This window comes from Anabaena sp. PCC 7938, assembly GCF_049315035.1.
GTDB classification, from domain to species: Bacteria; Cyanobacteriota; Cyanobacteriia; order Cyanobacteriales; family Nostocaceae; genus Anabaena; species Anabaena cylindrica.
This window is the reverse complement of the sequence record NZ_CP186034.1, coordinates 994055-1009773: the sequence shown is the minus strand read 5'-3', so window position 1 is coordinate 1009773 and position 15719 is coordinate 994055. Positions and strand designations below refer to the sequence as shown.

18 protein-coding genes, 2 tRNA genes and 2 pseudogenes are annotated in these 15719 nt (G+C 35.2%); 14 read left to right on the top strand and 8 right to left on the bottom strand.

The features are described 5' to 3' along the window. The first annotated feature begins 98 nt into the window (after positions 1-98). Positions 99-1400 carry a site-specific integrase gene (locus ACOWPH_RS04950; RefSeq protein WP_015214311.1) on the top strand — a complete coding sequence of 434 codons (1302 nt, stop codon included), beginning with the start codon at positions 99-101 and terminating at the stop codon, positions 1398-1400. A gap of 100 nt (positions 1401-1500) precedes the next feature. After that, entirely contained in the window at positions 1501-2067 is a 567-nt protein-coding gene (locus tag ACOWPH_RS04945) for a hypothetical protein (RefSeq protein ID WP_015214310.1), read from the top strand. Here ACOWPH_RS04945 and ACOWPH_RS04940 read toward each other — a convergent pair. Further along, positions 2064-3305, bottom strand: a complete 1242-nt coding sequence (locus ACOWPH_RS04940) for an ISL3 family transposase (RefSeq protein ID WP_042465813.1) — start codon at positions 3303-3305, stop codon at positions 2064-2066. The two genes, ACOWPH_RS04945 and ACOWPH_RS04940, sit on opposite strands and share 4 nt — an antisense overlap. 397 nt (positions 3306-3702) lie before the next feature. Here ACOWPH_RS04940 and ACOWPH_RS04935 point away from each other — a divergent pair, with 397 nt between their 5' ends. The 6 genes from ACOWPH_RS04935 to ACOWPH_RS04910 all read left to right on the top strand — a co-directional run bounded on the left by ACOWPH_RS04935 (position 3703) and on the right by ACOWPH_RS04910 (position 7084). Beyond that, a complete protein-coding gene (locus tag ACOWPH_RS04935; RefSeq protein WP_015214309.1) occupies positions 3703-4932 on the top strand; it encodes a PIN domain-containing protein in 1230 nt (409 codons plus the stop codon). A 114-nt stretch (positions 4933-5046) separates the two neighbouring features. Then, a complete protein-coding gene (locus ACOWPH_RS04930; RefSeq protein WP_015214308.1) occupies positions 5047-5271 on the top strand; it encodes a hypothetical protein in 225 nt (74 codons plus the stop codon). Beyond that, positions 5264-5683, top strand: a complete 420-nt coding sequence (locus tag ACOWPH_RS04925; protein ID WP_015214307.1) for a hypothetical protein — start codon at positions 5264-5266, stop codon at positions 5681-5683. The genes ACOWPH_RS04930 and ACOWPH_RS04925 overlap by 8 nt, the downstream gene beginning before the upstream one ends. After that, positions 5683-5907, top strand: a complete 225-nt coding sequence (locus tag ACOWPH_RS04920; protein WP_015214306.1) for a hypothetical protein — start codon at positions 5683-5685, stop codon at positions 5905-5907. Before ACOWPH_RS04925 ends, ACOWPH_RS04920 begins: the two co-directional genes overlap by 1 nt. 12 nt (positions 5908-5919) lie before the next feature. Further along, the gene (locus ACOWPH_RS04915) at positions 5920-6522 is read left to right on the top strand and encodes an AAA family ATPase (protein ID WP_015214305.1); all 603 of its coding nucleotides are present in this window, start codon (positions 5920-5922) and stop codon (positions 6520-6522) included. Positions 6523-6601: 79 nt separating this feature from the next. Next, a complete protein-coding gene (locus ACOWPH_RS04910; protein ID WP_015214304.1) occupies positions 6602-7084 on the top strand; it encodes a hypothetical protein in 483 nt (160 codons plus the stop codon). 63 nt (positions 7085-7147) lie between these two features. Here ACOWPH_RS04910 and ACOWPH_RS04905 read toward each other — a convergent pair whose 3' ends face one another. Continuing rightward, the gene (locus tag ACOWPH_RS04905; RefSeq protein WP_015214303.1) at positions 7148-7552 is read right to left on the bottom strand and encodes a type II toxin-antitoxin system VapC family toxin; all 405 of its coding nucleotides are present in this window, start codon (positions 7550-7552) and stop codon (positions 7148-7150) included. After that, positions 7549-7794 carry a type II toxin-antitoxin system Phd/YefM family antitoxin gene (locus ACOWPH_RS04900; protein ID WP_015214302.1) on the bottom strand — a complete coding sequence of 82 codons (246 nt, stop codon included), beginning with the start codon at positions 7792-7794 and terminating at the stop codon, positions 7549-7551. Before ACOWPH_RS04900 ends, ACOWPH_RS04905 begins: the two co-directional genes overlap by 4 nt. 210 nt (positions 7795-8004) lie before the next feature. On the opposite strand from ACOWPH_RS04900, the gene ACOWPH_RS04895 reads away from it, so the two are divergent. From ACOWPH_RS04895 to ACOWPH_RS04885, 3 genes are all read left to right on the top strand, one after another. Continuing rightward, positions 8005-8077: transfer RNA gene (locus tag ACOWPH_RS04895), tRNA-Ile, on the top strand. A 2-nt stretch (positions 8078-8079) separates the two neighbouring features. Continuing rightward, positions 8080-8155 (top strand) — tRNA-Lys (locus tag ACOWPH_RS04890). A 429-nt stretch (positions 8156-8584) separates the two neighbouring features. Further along, positions 8585-10117 carry a slipin family protein gene (locus tag ACOWPH_RS04885; RefSeq protein ID WP_171815787.1) on the top strand — a complete coding sequence of 511 codons (1533 nt, stop codon included), beginning with the start codon at positions 8585-8587 and terminating at the stop codon, positions 10115-10117. Positions 10118-10243: 126 nt separating this feature from the next. On the opposite strand, the gene ACOWPH_RS04880 is transcribed toward ACOWPH_RS04885, so the two are convergent. Then, the gene (locus tag ACOWPH_RS04880; RefSeq protein ID WP_242043211.1) at positions 10244-10714 is read right to left on the bottom strand and encodes an ISAs1 family transposase; all 471 of its coding nucleotides are present in this window, start codon (positions 10712-10714) and stop codon (positions 10244-10246) included. A gap of 123 nt (positions 10715-10837) precedes the next feature. Between ACOWPH_RS04880 and ACOWPH_RS04875 the strand changes: the two are divergent. The 3 genes and pseudogenes from ACOWPH_RS04875 to ACOWPH_RS04865 all read left to right on the top strand — a co-directional run. Continuing rightward, positions 10838-10969 (top strand): annotated as a pseudogene (locus ACOWPH_RS04875) (Uma2 family endonuclease); the annotation flags it as partial. Between the two features lie 77 nt (positions 10970-11046). Further along, a complete protein-coding gene (locus ACOWPH_RS04870) occupies positions 11047-11625 on the top strand; it encodes a hypothetical protein (RefSeq protein WP_015214300.1) in 579 nt (192 codons plus the stop codon). A 155-nt stretch (positions 11626-11780) separates the two neighbouring features. Further along, positions 11781-12296: a peptidylprolyl isomerase gene (locus ACOWPH_RS04865; protein WP_015214299.1), complete on the top strand. Its 516-nt coding sequence runs from the start codon at positions 11781-11783 to the stop codon at positions 12294-12296. Positions 12297-12401: 105 nt separating this feature from the next. Here the strand turns inward: ACOWPH_RS04865 and ACOWPH_RS04860 are convergent, their stop codons facing one another. The 4 genes and pseudogenes from ACOWPH_RS04860 to ACOWPH_RS04845 form a co-directional block, all read right to left on the bottom strand. After that, positions 12402-12977, bottom strand: coding sequence for a Uma2 family endonuclease (locus ACOWPH_RS04860; protein ID WP_015214298.1), 576 nt, complete (start codon positions 12975-12977; stop codon positions 12402-12404). Positions 12978-13042: 65 nt separating this feature from the next. Further along, positions 13043-13777, bottom strand: coding sequence for a Uma2 family endonuclease (locus ACOWPH_RS04855; protein WP_015214297.1), 735 nt, complete (start codon positions 13775-13777; stop codon positions 13043-13045). 175 nt (positions 13778-13952) lie between these two features. Continuing rightward, on the bottom strand, positions 13953-14576 hold the full coding sequence (locus ACOWPH_RS04850; RefSeq protein ID WP_015214296.1) for a RusA family crossover junction endodeoxyribonuclease: 624 nt from the start codon (positions 14574-14576) through the stop codon (positions 13953-13955). 436 nt (positions 14577-15012) lie between these two features. Next, positions 15013-15525: pseudogene (locus ACOWPH_RS04845) on the bottom strand (nitrogenase component 1); the annotation flags it as partial. Positions 15526-15719: the final 194 nt, after the last annotated feature.

The following is a 15719-nucleotide window of genomic DNA, read 5'->3' as shown; positions in this document are numbered from 1 at the left end:
TTGGATTGGGAACGAGAAAATTCTCAACTCTTACTCTCTGTGACTCTGCGTCTCTGCGTGCAATAAATCTATATTCTTAATCTGCAACACCAAGGATGATGAAAGAAAAAATTCTACTGGAATTAGAACAAGTAAATCTGCGTTTGAAGTCTGCGAAGACGAGAGTAACAATTCGAGAATCAAATGGATCTCTGCAATTACGGGCAACGTTACCAATTAAACCGGGAGATCAGGACACAAGGAAAACGGGAAGAAAACAATACAATATCACTCTGAATATTCCCGCAAACTTGGATGGACTAAAAACAGCAGAAGAGGAAGCTTATGAATTAGGAAAATTAATTGCTAGAAAAACATTTACCTGGACTGATAAATATTTAGGAAATGAGTCCATTAAAAAGGATTTAACAACTATAGGAGAATTACTCGAACAGTTTGAAGAGGAATATTTTAAAACCCATCAACGCACTACTAAAAGCGAGCATACTTTTTTCTATTATTTTTCCCGAACAAAACGCTACACTAATCCTCAATATTTAGCAACTGCGGAAAATTTGATTGCTTCACTTGAAAAACTAGATAAAGAATGGGCAAAATATAATGCCGCTAGAGCTATTTCTGCTTTTTGTCAGACCTTTAAAATTGAAATTGATTTATCTAAGTATTCCAAAATGCCTGAGAGTAATTCTCGGAATGTTCCCACAGATCAGGAAATAGTTACAGGATTCTACAAGTTTGATGAATATCTAAATAACAGAGGTAAGCAAGTTAATCAAGATGTGAAAGATAGCTGGCAATTATGGCGCTGGATTTATGGAATGTTAGCGGTTTTTGGTTTACGTCCCCGTGAGCTTTTTATTAATCCTCATATTGCTTGGTGGTTAAGTGATGAAAATATAGATTTAACATGGAAAGTTGATAAAGATTGTAAAACTGGTGAAAGAGAAGCTTTGCCTTTATATAAAGAATGGATTGATGAATTTGATTTAAGAAATCCGAAGTATTTAGAAATGTTGGCAATAGCAATTAGTAAAAAAGATAAAAATAATCATGCAGAAATCACGGCTTTAATTCAAAGAGTGAGTTGGTGGTTTAGAAAAATAGGTTTAGATTTTAAACCTTATGATTTACGTCATGGTTGGGCAATTCGAGCGCATATTTTGGGGATTCCTATTAAAGCTGCGGCGGATAATTTGGGTCATAGTGTGCAGATTCATACGAAAACATATCAACGTTGGTTCTCTTTAGATATGCGGAAGTTGGCAATTAATCAGGCTTTGAGTAAACGGAATGAGGTGGAGTTGATTAAGGATGAAAATACAGGGTTGAAAATGGAGAATGAACGGTTGAAGATTGAGATGGAGAAGTTGAGAATGGAAGTGGTTTATAAAAGGAGTTAATTTTTGTTAATCAATAATATCATTTGTGTAAAAGGTGATATACTTCATTTGTTTAAAGTTGACAGATATCTGCATTCCACAACTTATGCTCCCACATTTTATGAAAGAAAATATTATGGAAAATTTGTTGATTGGTTTTATGTTCCTTATTATTTGGCTTAATTGGAGGCAGGGCTATATTAAAGATATTATTGCTCATACTGAAAAAAATGAGAATTTGAAGTTATCAATTATAAGTCTATCTCTTATTTCTTTACCGCTTGGAATAAATTACCTACATGATTTAGATCATCTTGTATATTTACTGCCTCCGGCAACTTTAATATCTTTAATTGTTAAAGAATCAGTTGATTTGTTCAAAGAAAAAAACAAGGAGTATGAAATTAAATCGGCAATTTGGGGAGAACTTTATAGCAACTATGATTCTCTAGTGTCTTTTGTTAAAACTTATAGAATACTGAAATCAATGACTGAGAAAGAATTTAACTCAAAATTCTATAAAAGTATTGCTTCAAAATGGAGTAATGATGTCTATAAAAGCAATAAATACAAGATTTTTTCTTGGAATCTCTATAACATAGATGTTATTAACGATATCAAAGAAATACATGAAAGAATGGAAGTTACAATTTCTGGCTCTTCGGTACTTTTTATGCTAAACTATTAAACATAATGCCAACTTAATAAGCATCTAATTCGGAAATTTTCAAAGTTTTTAAATCCATATCCCGAACGTTTTATTAGTTTAAGCTTGTTATTAATTCCTTCCACAGTACCACTGGTTGTCCTATTATCAAAGTAGGCTATAATTTCCTGATACCAACGAATAATAGTATTGTTGCTATTTGGGAAGTATTTTTTAGCTCTCGATAACCACATACCTAATTTGAAAACTCCCGTATACCAATCTTGTGTAGTATTAAAAATTTGCCTAATCTTTTCTTTAAATTCGTGCATTTCCTTCAAAATAGGCGAGACATTTTTAACTTGAATCAGTTTCTCTAATTGCTCTTGGGTTAACTTATCTTCATTTTTAAGTAAGGGATATTTACTATTCTTCAATCCAGCTAATATTTCTTCATATTTAGATTTTTCTGTTGTATTTGCTTTCTTGATTAAATCTTCAACTTTCCGTTTTTCCCTTTTTCTTTGTGTATCTAATTCTTTGTTAATCTGTGTCATTACATGAAATCTATCAGCTACTACTTGAGCATTTGGCATTAATTCTGTTACTAAAGTTTTATAGCCACTCCACAAATCTATACTGACTTCTTCTATATTTTCTAGAATCTCTGTCCCCCATCCCATAAGGGTTTTCCTGATTATTTCTTGTGTTCGTCCGCTTAAAATCGCAATTAGTTTGCTCTGATCTAAATCTACTAATACTGCACAGTAATTCCCATGTCCTTTCTTCAAAGCTATTTCATCAATTCCCAGTCTTTTTAGATTTATAGGTTTTAAATCTGGTAATTCTGATGATGCGTCTTTTAACATTCTTTCTATTTCGTCTTTTGTTACTATACCTTTTGCTGCTACACTATGAATGTCGTTTTCTAAAACTTCTTGTATTGTCTTATTTGCAAGGCGATTTGTAAAAGTTCTTTTCTTTTTAACAAAATCTAAATCTTCACTAAATGGTTTTTTACATTGTTCACATTTAAACTGTCGGCGATTAATTTCTAAAAATATTTCTTTTTCTCCAAAAGGGAGGTCTTTAATAATATGTCTATGATTTTGATGTAATTTATGGCTGGTTGTGCCACAATATGGGCAGGTAGCAAATGAATTTTCTTGTTCAATTTGTAAAATCATTCCAATTCCGGTATGAAGGCGATGTGATACAACTTTTACACCGCTTAAATCCAGAATTTCTGTTAGAATTTTAATACCTTTTTTGCCAGTCATAACTTTAAGTTTATCTAAAAATAATTTGGATTGCATTTATAGTTAATAATAAATGCTCTTTGTATGTCAACCCCTACAATACCTTTAGTCATTTATTGATACATTTTTTAATATTATTTAGTGAGTGTAGCTAATAGTTTGGCATAACAACTACCGAAGAACCCAATTTCTCAAGCTGAGGATGAAATTGAACCATTTAATGATGATAGCTTTGTTATTCCTTTCATAGAAAATGCCTTACATGATTTAAGACACTTATTGCTACAAATGGATGAGCAAAAAGCTAAAATCATGTTTCTAAATAATGCTTCCTATGTAAAAGATTAGTCTATTCTAGATAACATCACTATGTACTTTGTGTTCATCTAAAAAATTATGTAAATTGGAGTTTAAAATTATGTCACCAAATCAAGGTAAATCAGAACAAAGTGAAGTTGATATTTTTATTGCTAATCGGATTTTTCCTGATGCAACCTCATTATTCGCTAATGTACTCAAGCCAGTTGAAGATATCAAAGATAATGCAATTATTGTCCTCGATACAAATACTTTACTTGTTCCATATACGACAGGCACAAATAGCCTTAATCAGATTCAAAAGATATACAGAGAGTTAGTACAAAATAATCGTCTAATAATACCAGCGCAAGCTGCTAGAGAATTTGTTAAGAATAGACCTACTAAGATAGCAGAAGTTTACCAACAATTAACTCGAAAGAATTCATCACAACATAAATTTGATATAGGAAAGTACCCACTTCTTGAGTCATTAGAAGCATATAAAGAAACTCTTGAGATTGAAAAAGAAATTAATGAACTTATTAAAAAATACACGAAAGCTATTAGCTCTGTAATAGATCATATTAGTGGGTGGACTTGGAATGATCCAGTTAGTTTAATTTACGCTGAAATTTTTAATAAAAGTGTAATTATAGAGCCAGAAATTGATCAAAATAAAGTCAAAGAAGATTTGAAAAACCTCATATTGCATAAAAATCCACCGGGTTATAAGGATGGAGGTAAGCCAGACTTAGGAATTGGTGATCTTCTAATCTGGCTGACGATATTAGAAATTGGAAAATCGAATAAAAGCCACGTTATCTTTGTTTCAGGCGAAGAGAAGCATGATTGGTTTTATAGATCCGAGAAAAAAGCTTTATATCCGAGATATGAACTTGTAGATGAATTTAGGCGAGAAACAGAGGGATGTTCATTTCATATTATATCCTTCTCGCGCTTACTAGATTTATATGGTGCAGATGAAGATGTAGTAGAAGAAATTCGTATGGAGGAAAATAGGCTTTTCAATTCTGCAACTCATCATCCTCAAGAACGAGACTATTGGTATGAGGAAATTGAACTTGAAACTATTGATGGTCAAAAAGTCACTCAAGAAACATATCTTCTCCGTGTCTATCCCGAAAAATTTAATGGCTATGATGCCTATATGGACATACCTATGTCCTGTAATCTTCATATTATAAAAGTATTCTCACCTCGTTTAAACAAAACATGGAAAGTTGTGTTTGGACCCGTCGAATCTCCCATCACAGGTATCTTTAGAGGTGACTATACCAGTAATAACCCACCTGCCTGGATATTTGGACTAAGTTTGCTTACTGAGTAAACTGTCATTTAGGGTGCATTATCGCAAATTGCGATCGCACCTTTTCAAATCCCAAAGAGCGATCGCACAATCATGAAACTTGTGGAAAAATAGAAATATGAAATTCCCTCTACTATGACAATTATGAACGCCATAGAACTATTTCCTACCCTGCGAAATCTAAATCGTGCAGACAAACTAAAAGTAATGCAGTTTCTAGTCTCCGAATTATCTAGGGATGAAGAACCATCATTAGAACAGGGAGCAACCTATTCTATTTTATCCCCGCTTAATTCCCATGCAGCCGCACATCAACTTGCTCAACTACTAGAAGCGGACGATCAAAAGCACAATGGCTAAAACTCAAAGATTTGCCTTTACAGAGGGATATGATACCTTTGGTGTTCCTGATGCTCTACCAAAGTTACCATTAACACTTACTTATCGTAACTCATCGGTAGATGTTTCCGGTTTATTGGATACTGGCGCAAGTGTTAACGTTCTCCCATACACTGTAGGTATTCAGCTAGGTGCAATTTGGGAAGAACAGACTACTTCTGTGATATTAGCTGGCAATTTAGCACCAGTAGAGGCAAGAGGTTTACTGGTATCTGCCCAGATTGGATCATTTGAGCCTGTTCGCTTAGTTTTTGCGTGGTGCTTATCTGATGATGTACCTTTATTATTAGGGCGTATGAACTTCTTTTTAGAGTTTGATGTGTGTTTTTACCGTGCAGATTTGGCTTTTGAGGTACATTCAAAAAAAGAATAATGCAAAGTTTAAACATCAATCAAACTATCACCGCTTGGTCATCTATTGCCAAAAATGTTTTTGTTCCTCACACAGAAGAGGAATATGAATACTTGGTTAATATACTTGATTCTCTTATTGATCGAGTTGGTGAAGATGAAACTCATCCTCTCGCATCTCTTATGGAAGTAATTGGTGCATTAATTGAAAACTATGAAAATAAATATATTCCTGAATTATTGTGATTTATAAAAAATATGCTAGAAAAACTAATACTTCATAATTTCAAAAGCCATAAATCTACAGAACTCAATTTCGATAACTCCCGATTACATGGAATTGTAGGAAAAAACAGTGCTGGTAAAACAACGGTTTTACAAGCTTTGTATAGTTTAAGTATGCTTACTTATTCATCCTCTACACAAATATTTAAACATGAAAATCTACATCAATTTATTACAACAATGGGTGAAAAAAGGATGTCTATAACTGCGAGTGGTTATTGGCAAGATAATATTAAGAGAAAGTGGAAATTTTTCTACAGTATTGAAGAAGAGAAAATTTATAATCACAATTCCATCATAATATTAAGTATAGATGGACATCAATATGATTGGGATCAAGATCCACGTTTTAGAGATATATCCAAAATTCCTCAATCTTTAAAAAACACTATTTATTTAAAATTAATAGCTTCCAATCTCGCTAAACCAGCTTACAGTGAAGAAATTACGCCAAGAGTTGAATTTGACGGTTCAGGATTAGCACCTACTTTAGATTCTCTTCGTGACGAAGCTCCAGATAAATTTCAATTCATAGAAGAAAAGCTGAGTCGATGCAAAAAAACAACTAAAATATAAGGAACCCAGATATTTAGGTCATTATAGTAAGGGTGTATCTTTAGAAGCTGATGGTGCAGCATCTATTAAAGTTCTTAATTTGGTACGTTTTTTACAAAAAAGACGACATATTAAAGCTGTTATTTTTATCCGTGATTTAGATAATCAACCGGAACGTAAAGAAGGAATTGAGCAAGCACGTTTAAAACATATTAATGGAATACCTAAATTAGAAATTGTCATTGGTGCGGCTGATCCAAAACGTGAAGCATGGGTTTTAAATGGGTTTATTGCATCTAATCAAGAAGAGGAACAAATTCTTGAAGAAATCAAAAATAAATTGAGTTTTCATCCTTGCATAGAGTCGCACAGATTACGTGCTACTTCTGAGAAAGAACCTGAACGAATGAGAAATGTAAAAGTAGTAGTTGAACAGCTAACAGGAAACGATATGGAACGGGAAAAGCAGTGTTGGGAAGATACAAATTTAAAACATCTACGAGAAAGAGGAGTTGATACAGGTTTAACAGATTATATTCAAGAAGTTGAGGAACGATTAGCTACAATTATTTTATCTGAATGAGGAATATTATAGAGTTGAGTGCGATCGCTTCGGTAAGCATTCATTGTAGCCGCACTTCCCAAACTAACCTTTATTCCCAGCCCAAAGAATAGCAGTATCTTGATACTCTTTAAGCATTGAATCCGCAGTCACAAGCGTCATACTTTCCATCTGTGCTTGTGCAATGAGCATTCTGTCGAAAGGATCTCGATGATGCAACGGTAAAGCCACCGTTCTGAGTGCATGAGAAGCTGTAATTTCCAAAGATTTCGCCCCCAATTTCATCATGCGGCTAGAAATGTAACTATCCAGTGGTTCTGGTAATGGTAACTTACCAATTGCAACTTTTATCCCCATTTCCCACACACTAGCTACAGAAAGCCATAGTTCATTGCTTTCATCAGCAATATGTGCGATCGCTTCTTCATGCAAACGCTCAGGTTCAGCAAACCACCATAAAAAACACTGTGTATCCAGTAAAAGTTTCACTCCTCATTAGCCTCAAACGCTGCCAAAATGTCCTCTGGTAAAGGTGCATTAAAGTCTTCTGGAATTACAAATTTTCCTCGATCTTGTCCTAAACTATCTCTGCGGTGAGACGAAACACTAAACGGAACTAACTTAGCGACGGGAACACCCCGGTTAGAAATAATAATCTCTTCCCCATGTTCTACACGGGATAATAGACGTGAGAGATTCGTTTTAGCTTGATGGATATTTACAGTTTCCATAGGTTTTTAGCTAAGTCTACAAACTTAGTTTAGTTTAACCCTCAGATTCTGGCAAGAATTAAAAAAAAATTCATAGCAAATTACAATATGCTACATTTGAAGTGGGATAGCAGTAAAGTTACAAAGCTATAGTTTAGGTTCTGTATACCTAACTGGTGCGCCAAACTCTAGTATGAGCGTATACCGCTGAGTCCTCCAACCTATTCTATCGTTTGATTAGCTCAGTTGGTAGAGCAGTTGACTTATAATCAACCCGTCGCAGGTTCAAATCCTGTATCAAACCCCCGGAAGTTAGCTCATTTGGTAGAGCAATCGACTTTTAATCGATCTGTAACAGGTTCAAATCCTGTACTTTCAACCAACCCTGTCCGGGTTAAAGGACACTACTTTTGGGAAGTAGCAAGTGGTAAAGGAGAAATCCTACGGTTCAAATCCGTGTTATCTTCATTAACTCTGCGGTGCAAGTGTTCTGCTGTTGGTTATTACTCGCAAGGGTGATGCTTAATGGCTACAGTTAATGAGTAAGCGCAACTGCTTTTCTCCCTAACTTGAGTTTGTCCCTTCGGTTTCCATAAGGACAATCGAACGGCATATTTGCAGGATGTTTTCTTGCTCTGGGTTGCTACGGAGCAGCTAGGAAAAAGTTACATTCTTCTTAATCCAGTTTTGGCGAAGTTTTTGCCCACACATAAACTGTGAACACTTGTATTGACAGAGTAAAAAATGTTATGTAGCATGTAATTACAAGTAAATACAATAAATCATTTATCGCCCAAATATGCAAATTACTATGTGGAAAACATTTTACATCAAACCTAATGAAATTGGCATTTTATATCACCGCAGCGACTTTAAGAAAGTTTTGCAGCCTGGTACATATACTTATTTTGGTCGTCATTGGCAAATTAGAACTCATGACCTCAACGAACCAGAAGCAGAAATCGAAAACCTAGAATTATTATTGCGAAATCATGGTACAGAACTGCAAAAATATCTCTTGATTGTGAGAACCGCATTCAACGAAGCTGCTTTAGTTCGTCTGGGTCAGAATTGGATAAGTGTTGCCCCTAATCAATTACGAGCTTTTTGGCGTGGTTTCATAGAAGTAGAATCTCATCTTTTTAACTTAGAAGAAAATTGGGAATTACCTAATTACTTTGTCCAACAATTACGCTCATTTTCGCTAAATGGACTGAAGAAATTCCAAATCTTTGAATCTGAGATTGGTTTACTATATCTTCAAAATAATTTTGTCCGACCTTTAGAACCAGGAGAATATGCTTTTTGGTCAATAGATAAGACTGTAGCAGTGCGGAATATCAGCCGGATCGTCCCTAACCCAGATTTTCCCCTGGAAGATATCCTCATTGAAAAACATCCAAATTTTGTTGCTGCTTACTGTGAAATCGTGGAATTATTGCCTTCACAAGTCGCAATTGTCCGATATAGGGGGAAAGTAATTTCTATTTTACCACCCACAAGCCGTAAATTATTTTGGCAAGGTGTGGAAGTAGAAATTATTGATATTAGCAATAATGCCAAATTACCACCTGCATTAATTTCTGAATTGGTCGAAGGAACAGCAGAAGTAAAAACACTGAGTCGGAACTATTTACATATTTGTCAAGTTCCTCCTCAACATATTGGACTATTATATATTAATCAGGAATTTCAAACACAATTACAACCAGGATTAAATGCTTGGTGGTCATTTGGACGTTCTTGGCAAACGGAAACCATTGACCTACGATTGCAAAACATGGAAATTTCTGGTCAAGAAATCCTCTCTAAAGATAAAGTACCTCTGCGGTTAAATTTGACTGCTGGTTTCCGCATTCAAGACATATTAAAAGCCAAAAATGCGTTATCAGATATTACTGGATTTTTGTACAAAGAATTGCAATTTGCCTTGCGTGGTGCAGTTGGTGAACGAACTTTAGATACTTTATTGGAAGATAAAGGAGCAATTGATAGAAGTATCTCTGAATATATTCGCCAAAAAGCCGCAGCTTATGGAATTGAAGTAGATTCTGTAGGGGTAAAAGATATTATTTTACCTGGGGAAATTAAGGCGATTTTGAGTAAGGTTGTGGAAGCTGAAAAAGCTGCACAAGCTAATGTTGTCAGACGCAGAGAAGAAACTGCTGCTACTCGGAGTATGTTGAATACTGCCAAAGTAATGGAAGATAATCCTGTTGCATTGCGTTTGAAAGAATTGGAGGTTTTAGAACGTATTGCTGAGAAGATTGATCGGATTCAAGTTAATGGTAGTTTGGATAGTATTTTGACGGATTTAATTCGCATGAATCCGCAGCAGGGTTAGCGCATCTCAAACCCTATTGACAGGGGAATTACAGTAGAGGAGACCAGAGTCTCTAATAGTGCTGGAATTGCCGTGATTTCATTTGATTTACAACTGACCTTTGTTTGTCCTAGAATCAACCTATTTTCACTCTTCCCATGCGCTGACTGTATGTAAGGCTTTTAGTTTCGATTCTCGGTCATATGAGCCTCGATGAGTTTTACCATCTATAGCAACTACTTCTACACCTAATTTCTCCACTAATGATTGCACCCAATTCCGAAAACATTGCTCAAATTCTTTGGGGTTTATTCTCTCAAATACTCTTCTGAATGTATCTGGACTGGGTATTCCTTCTGGTAGTTTTAAAAATGTCTCTAACCAGTCTTTTTTACTTAGTCCATATTCCTCAATATCTTCCCAACCCTCTGCGCCTGCTATGACTGCCAACAAGGAAATAGTGATAATATCGGTGAGTAGATGCAGTCGAGTCCTTTCTGCTCTAGGGTCTTTTATTTCCGTAAAGTGTTGGAGAAAGTTACTGGTAATCTCTTTACTGTCTACACTGGGTTTAACAGATGTTCTGGTTTTGCACTTCTTCTTAAATCCTGTTGACATTGCTTAGATACATTGACTAGATGGGTTATGTATTAACTTACCTTGAGTTGTTTCACTTGAACATCCTCCCACATATCAAATAAATCCCCTTGTCAATAGGGTTTGAGATGCGCTAACCCTGACTGTCGAGGAGAAGAAAGAATGTGGCTTTACTATCCCTAAACTACTGGAGACATCATCACTTTTTCAAATATTGAATTTGAATTTCCGATTGAACTACTATATGAAGGTGTTAGATTTGAAACTGAAGAATAAAAGCAAATTTTGCAAATTCTGTAATTTATCACCAATAGTTGGAACTGTAAACTAAAATTTAGGAGCTTATTTTAATTATGGGCAAGCGTAAGAAAAGCAATCTCCAATGGATTAAAGAAACCCTAGACTTAAAACCGGATCATCACTGGGAAGGGCCTGATGGTTATAAGATTTTTGTAGCCGGGAGGGGAGCAGTTCGCTTCAATGTTCCTCAAAATTGGGTGTTTGAGCCACAGGAAAAATCATTCAAGTTCATGGATAAAAAACCACCCAAGGATGATTGTTGTTTAGAATTATCCTACAATCACCTACCACCGAATGACTGGACTCTATTTCCCCTCAAATCAACTTTGAAGAAAATCATGGAAGATGATAGCCGTGATGTGATTGAAAGAGGAGAAGTGATTACCGTTAAGCGACAAACTGCTAGAATTATGTGGTGTGAAATTAAATTTATTGATACTCAAGCCGAACCAAGGGAAGCTTTTTCTCGGACTTGTGTTGGTTTAGGTTCTAATATTCAATGTTTAATTACTTTTGATTATTGGGCAGATCAAGCAGAGCAATTAATACCTGTGTGGGATGAAGTGATGCGGAGTTTGACACTGGGATTATATATTAGAGATCCGAGTACCGGTTTAGCTTTCCCTGATTGAAATGCCGAGAAAATAACCTAATCTTGAGTTTCTTTATCACAAGTAGAAATTATTAGTTTGAAAAGTTGTGGATTTTAGTTAACATTATGTTCAAGATTTTGGGTAAACTAGAAGCGACAAAATAACCCATTGCACAGATTAGTAATTTAATATTCATGACAAATCCCACCGCAACCCTTGAAACGTCCCTTGGTACTATTACTCTTGAGCTATTCACCGATGTTATGCCCATAACGGCTGGAAATTTCATCAAATTGGCTAAAAGTGGCTTTTATGATGGTCTGCATTTCCACCGGGTGATTAATAACTTCATGGTGCAGTTTGGTTGTCCTCACAGTAAAGATCCTAGCTCTCCTCGTGCGGGAACAGGTAATGGTCCTGATGGTTGCATTCAAGATGAGCATCCTGAAGATGGGAAAATTTCCAACGAACCAGGAACTCTATCTATGGCTAATACAGGAGCCCCTAATAGTGGCAGTTGCCAGTTTTTCATCAACACTGGCCACAACTCCTATTTAGATTGGTTTACACCCGGTCAATCCAAGCATCCTGTTTTTGGTCGAGTTACTGAAGGGATGGATGTATTAAAAGCGATTGAAACCACTCCAACGGGACAAGGCGATCGCCCCAAAACTCCAGTTAAAATGATCAAAGTTACTATCCACGAATAAAATTAAGGATTAGTGCGGAGAAACCTCCGCACACCGTTATCTTCAGGACAAATTCCCTATTTCTCATGAAAGAACTCCACAAAAAAACTAATCCAATCAAACAAACTAACCTTGAGTTTCTTCTTCAGTAAAAATAGGAGGCCACAATTCAGAAACAGCTAATTCCCAACCGGGAAAAAGTTCAGGTAAAGTTAAAATATCACCATTATTTAAAATAGTTGGTTCACCTTGATGACGATAAACTGTAACAGTTTCCTCATCAGGATCAATTAAAATTCCAATCACAGCACCTAATGTGATAAAGTTGAGAATTTTAGTAACTAAAGGTTTAATTCTATCACTTTGAGATTTAATTTCTACTACTAAATCTGGTACAAGTTCCCCAAAATAACGGGGACTTTGACGCAGACGTGCAGCCCGAACAAAAGAAACATCTGGTGCGGTGAGATTGCTATCAGGTAAAATAAAACCACCAGCAGAATCAAATACTCTTCCTAAACGACGCGGGTTTACCCAAGCGAAGAGGAAAGCAATTAAACGACTACTAATTTCACTAGATACAATATCCGAAGGACCCACAATAGAAATTCTCCCGTTTGTTAATTCAACATCGTAATCTAAACCTGCTTCACTAAAAGCGGTTTGAACTTGTTCTACATCTTTAATGGTCATTATTGACATAAAATATTCTCCTAATATATAAAGTTGGGGTAATTAAACCAAACAAAATTTGACGTTAGATTTCGTTAAATTGTATCTGGATCAATATTTAACTCTCTCAATTTTGCGGCTAACCTTTGAGATTTTTCGTTTGATATTTTCGCTCTTTCTGCTTCCATTGCTGCTCTTGTTGCTTCCATCTCTGCGCTTTCTTCCGGTGTAGGAACTAAAACTCCTGATGATGTAAAATATCTTAATAAACCCTCATGAATCCCTAAATATAAACCCAATTCTTCACTCCATAAATGTCCTTTTTCGTTAGGTTTTAAGGGTTGATATTTGCCACTGATTAAATTAAATCCTGCAAATTCTAATGTATAAGGATCAAACCAAAAATAATCAGGTGTACGGAAAGTATCTTGATAAAGTAGTTTTTTGGTTTCTCTATCAGTTTTAGCTGTAGTTGGTGAAAGAATTTCCACAATGACATGAGGATATTTGCCATTTTCTTCCCACACTACCCAACTTTTTCTAGTTTTTCGTTCTGTTCCTAAAACTACGAAAAAATATGGACCTCTAACATCTTCTGATTTCTTTTGATGAGGACTATAGTAGATACTTAGGTTTCCTACAGCATAAAAATCTGTTCTCTCCTTCCATAGCCATTTGAGTGATTTTATTAAGAGCATTATCTGTTCGAGATGCAGTTCTGTTTCCACGGGAGGTTCATCACTATATAGGTCACTAGGTGGAAAAATGATATCTGCTGATATATCTTCTAAGGTGTTAGTTTGTAATTCCAGTGCTTGAGTAATCATCATGATATGATACCAAGTAATTATTAATTTATTGTAGCATTAATTGTCTGAATCAGGATATCCAGGATTTTAGGATTTACAGGATGTAATTGATTATTTTTTCAAATTATGTTGGGTTGTGCGGTTGCTTAACCCCACCGACAGACTTTAGACTTCTTTTCGCAAGTTATAGTTATGACTAAAAATCCTTTAAAATCTCACTTTCAGTCAGTAATTGTTTTTTAAGATCATTAAGTTGAATGATATCAAAATCTTGAACTCTTGAAATATGAAAAACTCGCTGAATTGACATCACTCCTTGTGCATGATAATAGCTCATACCTTTAGCCATAAGTTCATCGCGTCTTGCTATTTTACTTTCTAGGTCTTCTAGTATTACTAAAGTATATTTTGGATCTATGTCATTTAATAGAATGGGATAACAGATTCCTTTACCCATATGAGTAAAAATAAGTCCAGACTTTAGCAACCATTCATCGTTAAAAAACATCTGAATCGTTATTATAATCTCCTGATTATCAGATTCCCAGTCTATCCAACGACAAGATATAGCTTGTACTTGACAGTCGTTGATAAGAATACCTTTATGTCCACATAGAGCATCTAATATTGGTTTAATAATATTATCTACATCAGCTGACGAATCTGATTCATAACGATTCTGCTCATGAATATGCCATTTTATATCTATCTGAACATCACCAACTAATATAAAATTGTAAGCACTGGTAATACGATGAATTTGAGAAGTAACTACTTCTTTCTTTATTTCTTCGACTTGCTTGTAAGGAAACTGGCTCAATTGGTAGGTATAAATTTATCAAACCTGATGCAAGAAAATTTCTATTTTTCTCCCATTCCAACGAAGACATAAAGAATAGACCTCTCGGAAAGCAAAATTATTTCTATCTTATCAAAAAAATAGATAATCACCAAGAAAATTGTGTTTTTTTACATTGATTAAAACTATATTTTATATAGTTAATCATGTTGTCATAAGAATTAGTAACCTTTTTTTGCCTAAACGTAGTCTAGTTTAGTCTAAAAAACAAACCCACAAAAAGTTATCCTACATAACCAAATCAGAAACTATCAAAAATTAACAACTCCCTCAAACCCTGAAAAATCAGACTTTTACTACTTGCAGCTACCAACAAACAATGTTATTATAGAACATAATTAAATACATTTAGTCTAAAAATCAAATTCTCTTAATTACCCAACCAAAAAACATCAAATTAACGCACCTTTCCACCAACATAATCAGGTTCGGAGTAATCCCAAGAGTGCATTTGACGGAAAGGAAGACCCATTTTTTGGAATACATACTTCTCTTTCACACCAGAAGCAACTAAGTCTGGCTTCAATGCTTTGATGAATTCTTCAAATTCGTAAGCGGTAACGTCGTCATAAACGATAGTTCCGTTTTCGATGTAGTTGGTAGTACGTTTATAGTCGTCGTTGTGAGCGAACTCATAACCAGTACCAATCATCTTCATTCCTAAATCTTGGAAAGCGGGAACAACGTGACGAGGACGTAGACCACCAACCATCATTGCAACTGTCTTACCTTCCAAACGGGGGCGATATTTAGAAACGATCGCATCCATGGTAGGTTGGTACTTAGCAATTACCTTCTCAGCATTTGCTTGGATTTTCGCGTCAAACTTAGAAGCAATTTCGCGTAAAGATGCAGCAATCTTGGTAGGACCGAAGAAATTATACTCCAACCAGGGTATATAAATCTCTTGTTGCTCAAAGGCTTACCAGACAAGGCTCTTGGGTGCAAAATTAAGGCGTGTCTTATTTTTGGCTTAAATCAGGTTTCTTGCCTGCTAAAAAAGCTGTTTTTATCAATGCTTCACTTTAATCAGCGTGGCTTATTTTTGCTTTTATCCTTAGTGTTTTGTAGCAATAAGCTACAAATTATTTCTATGAGTATATA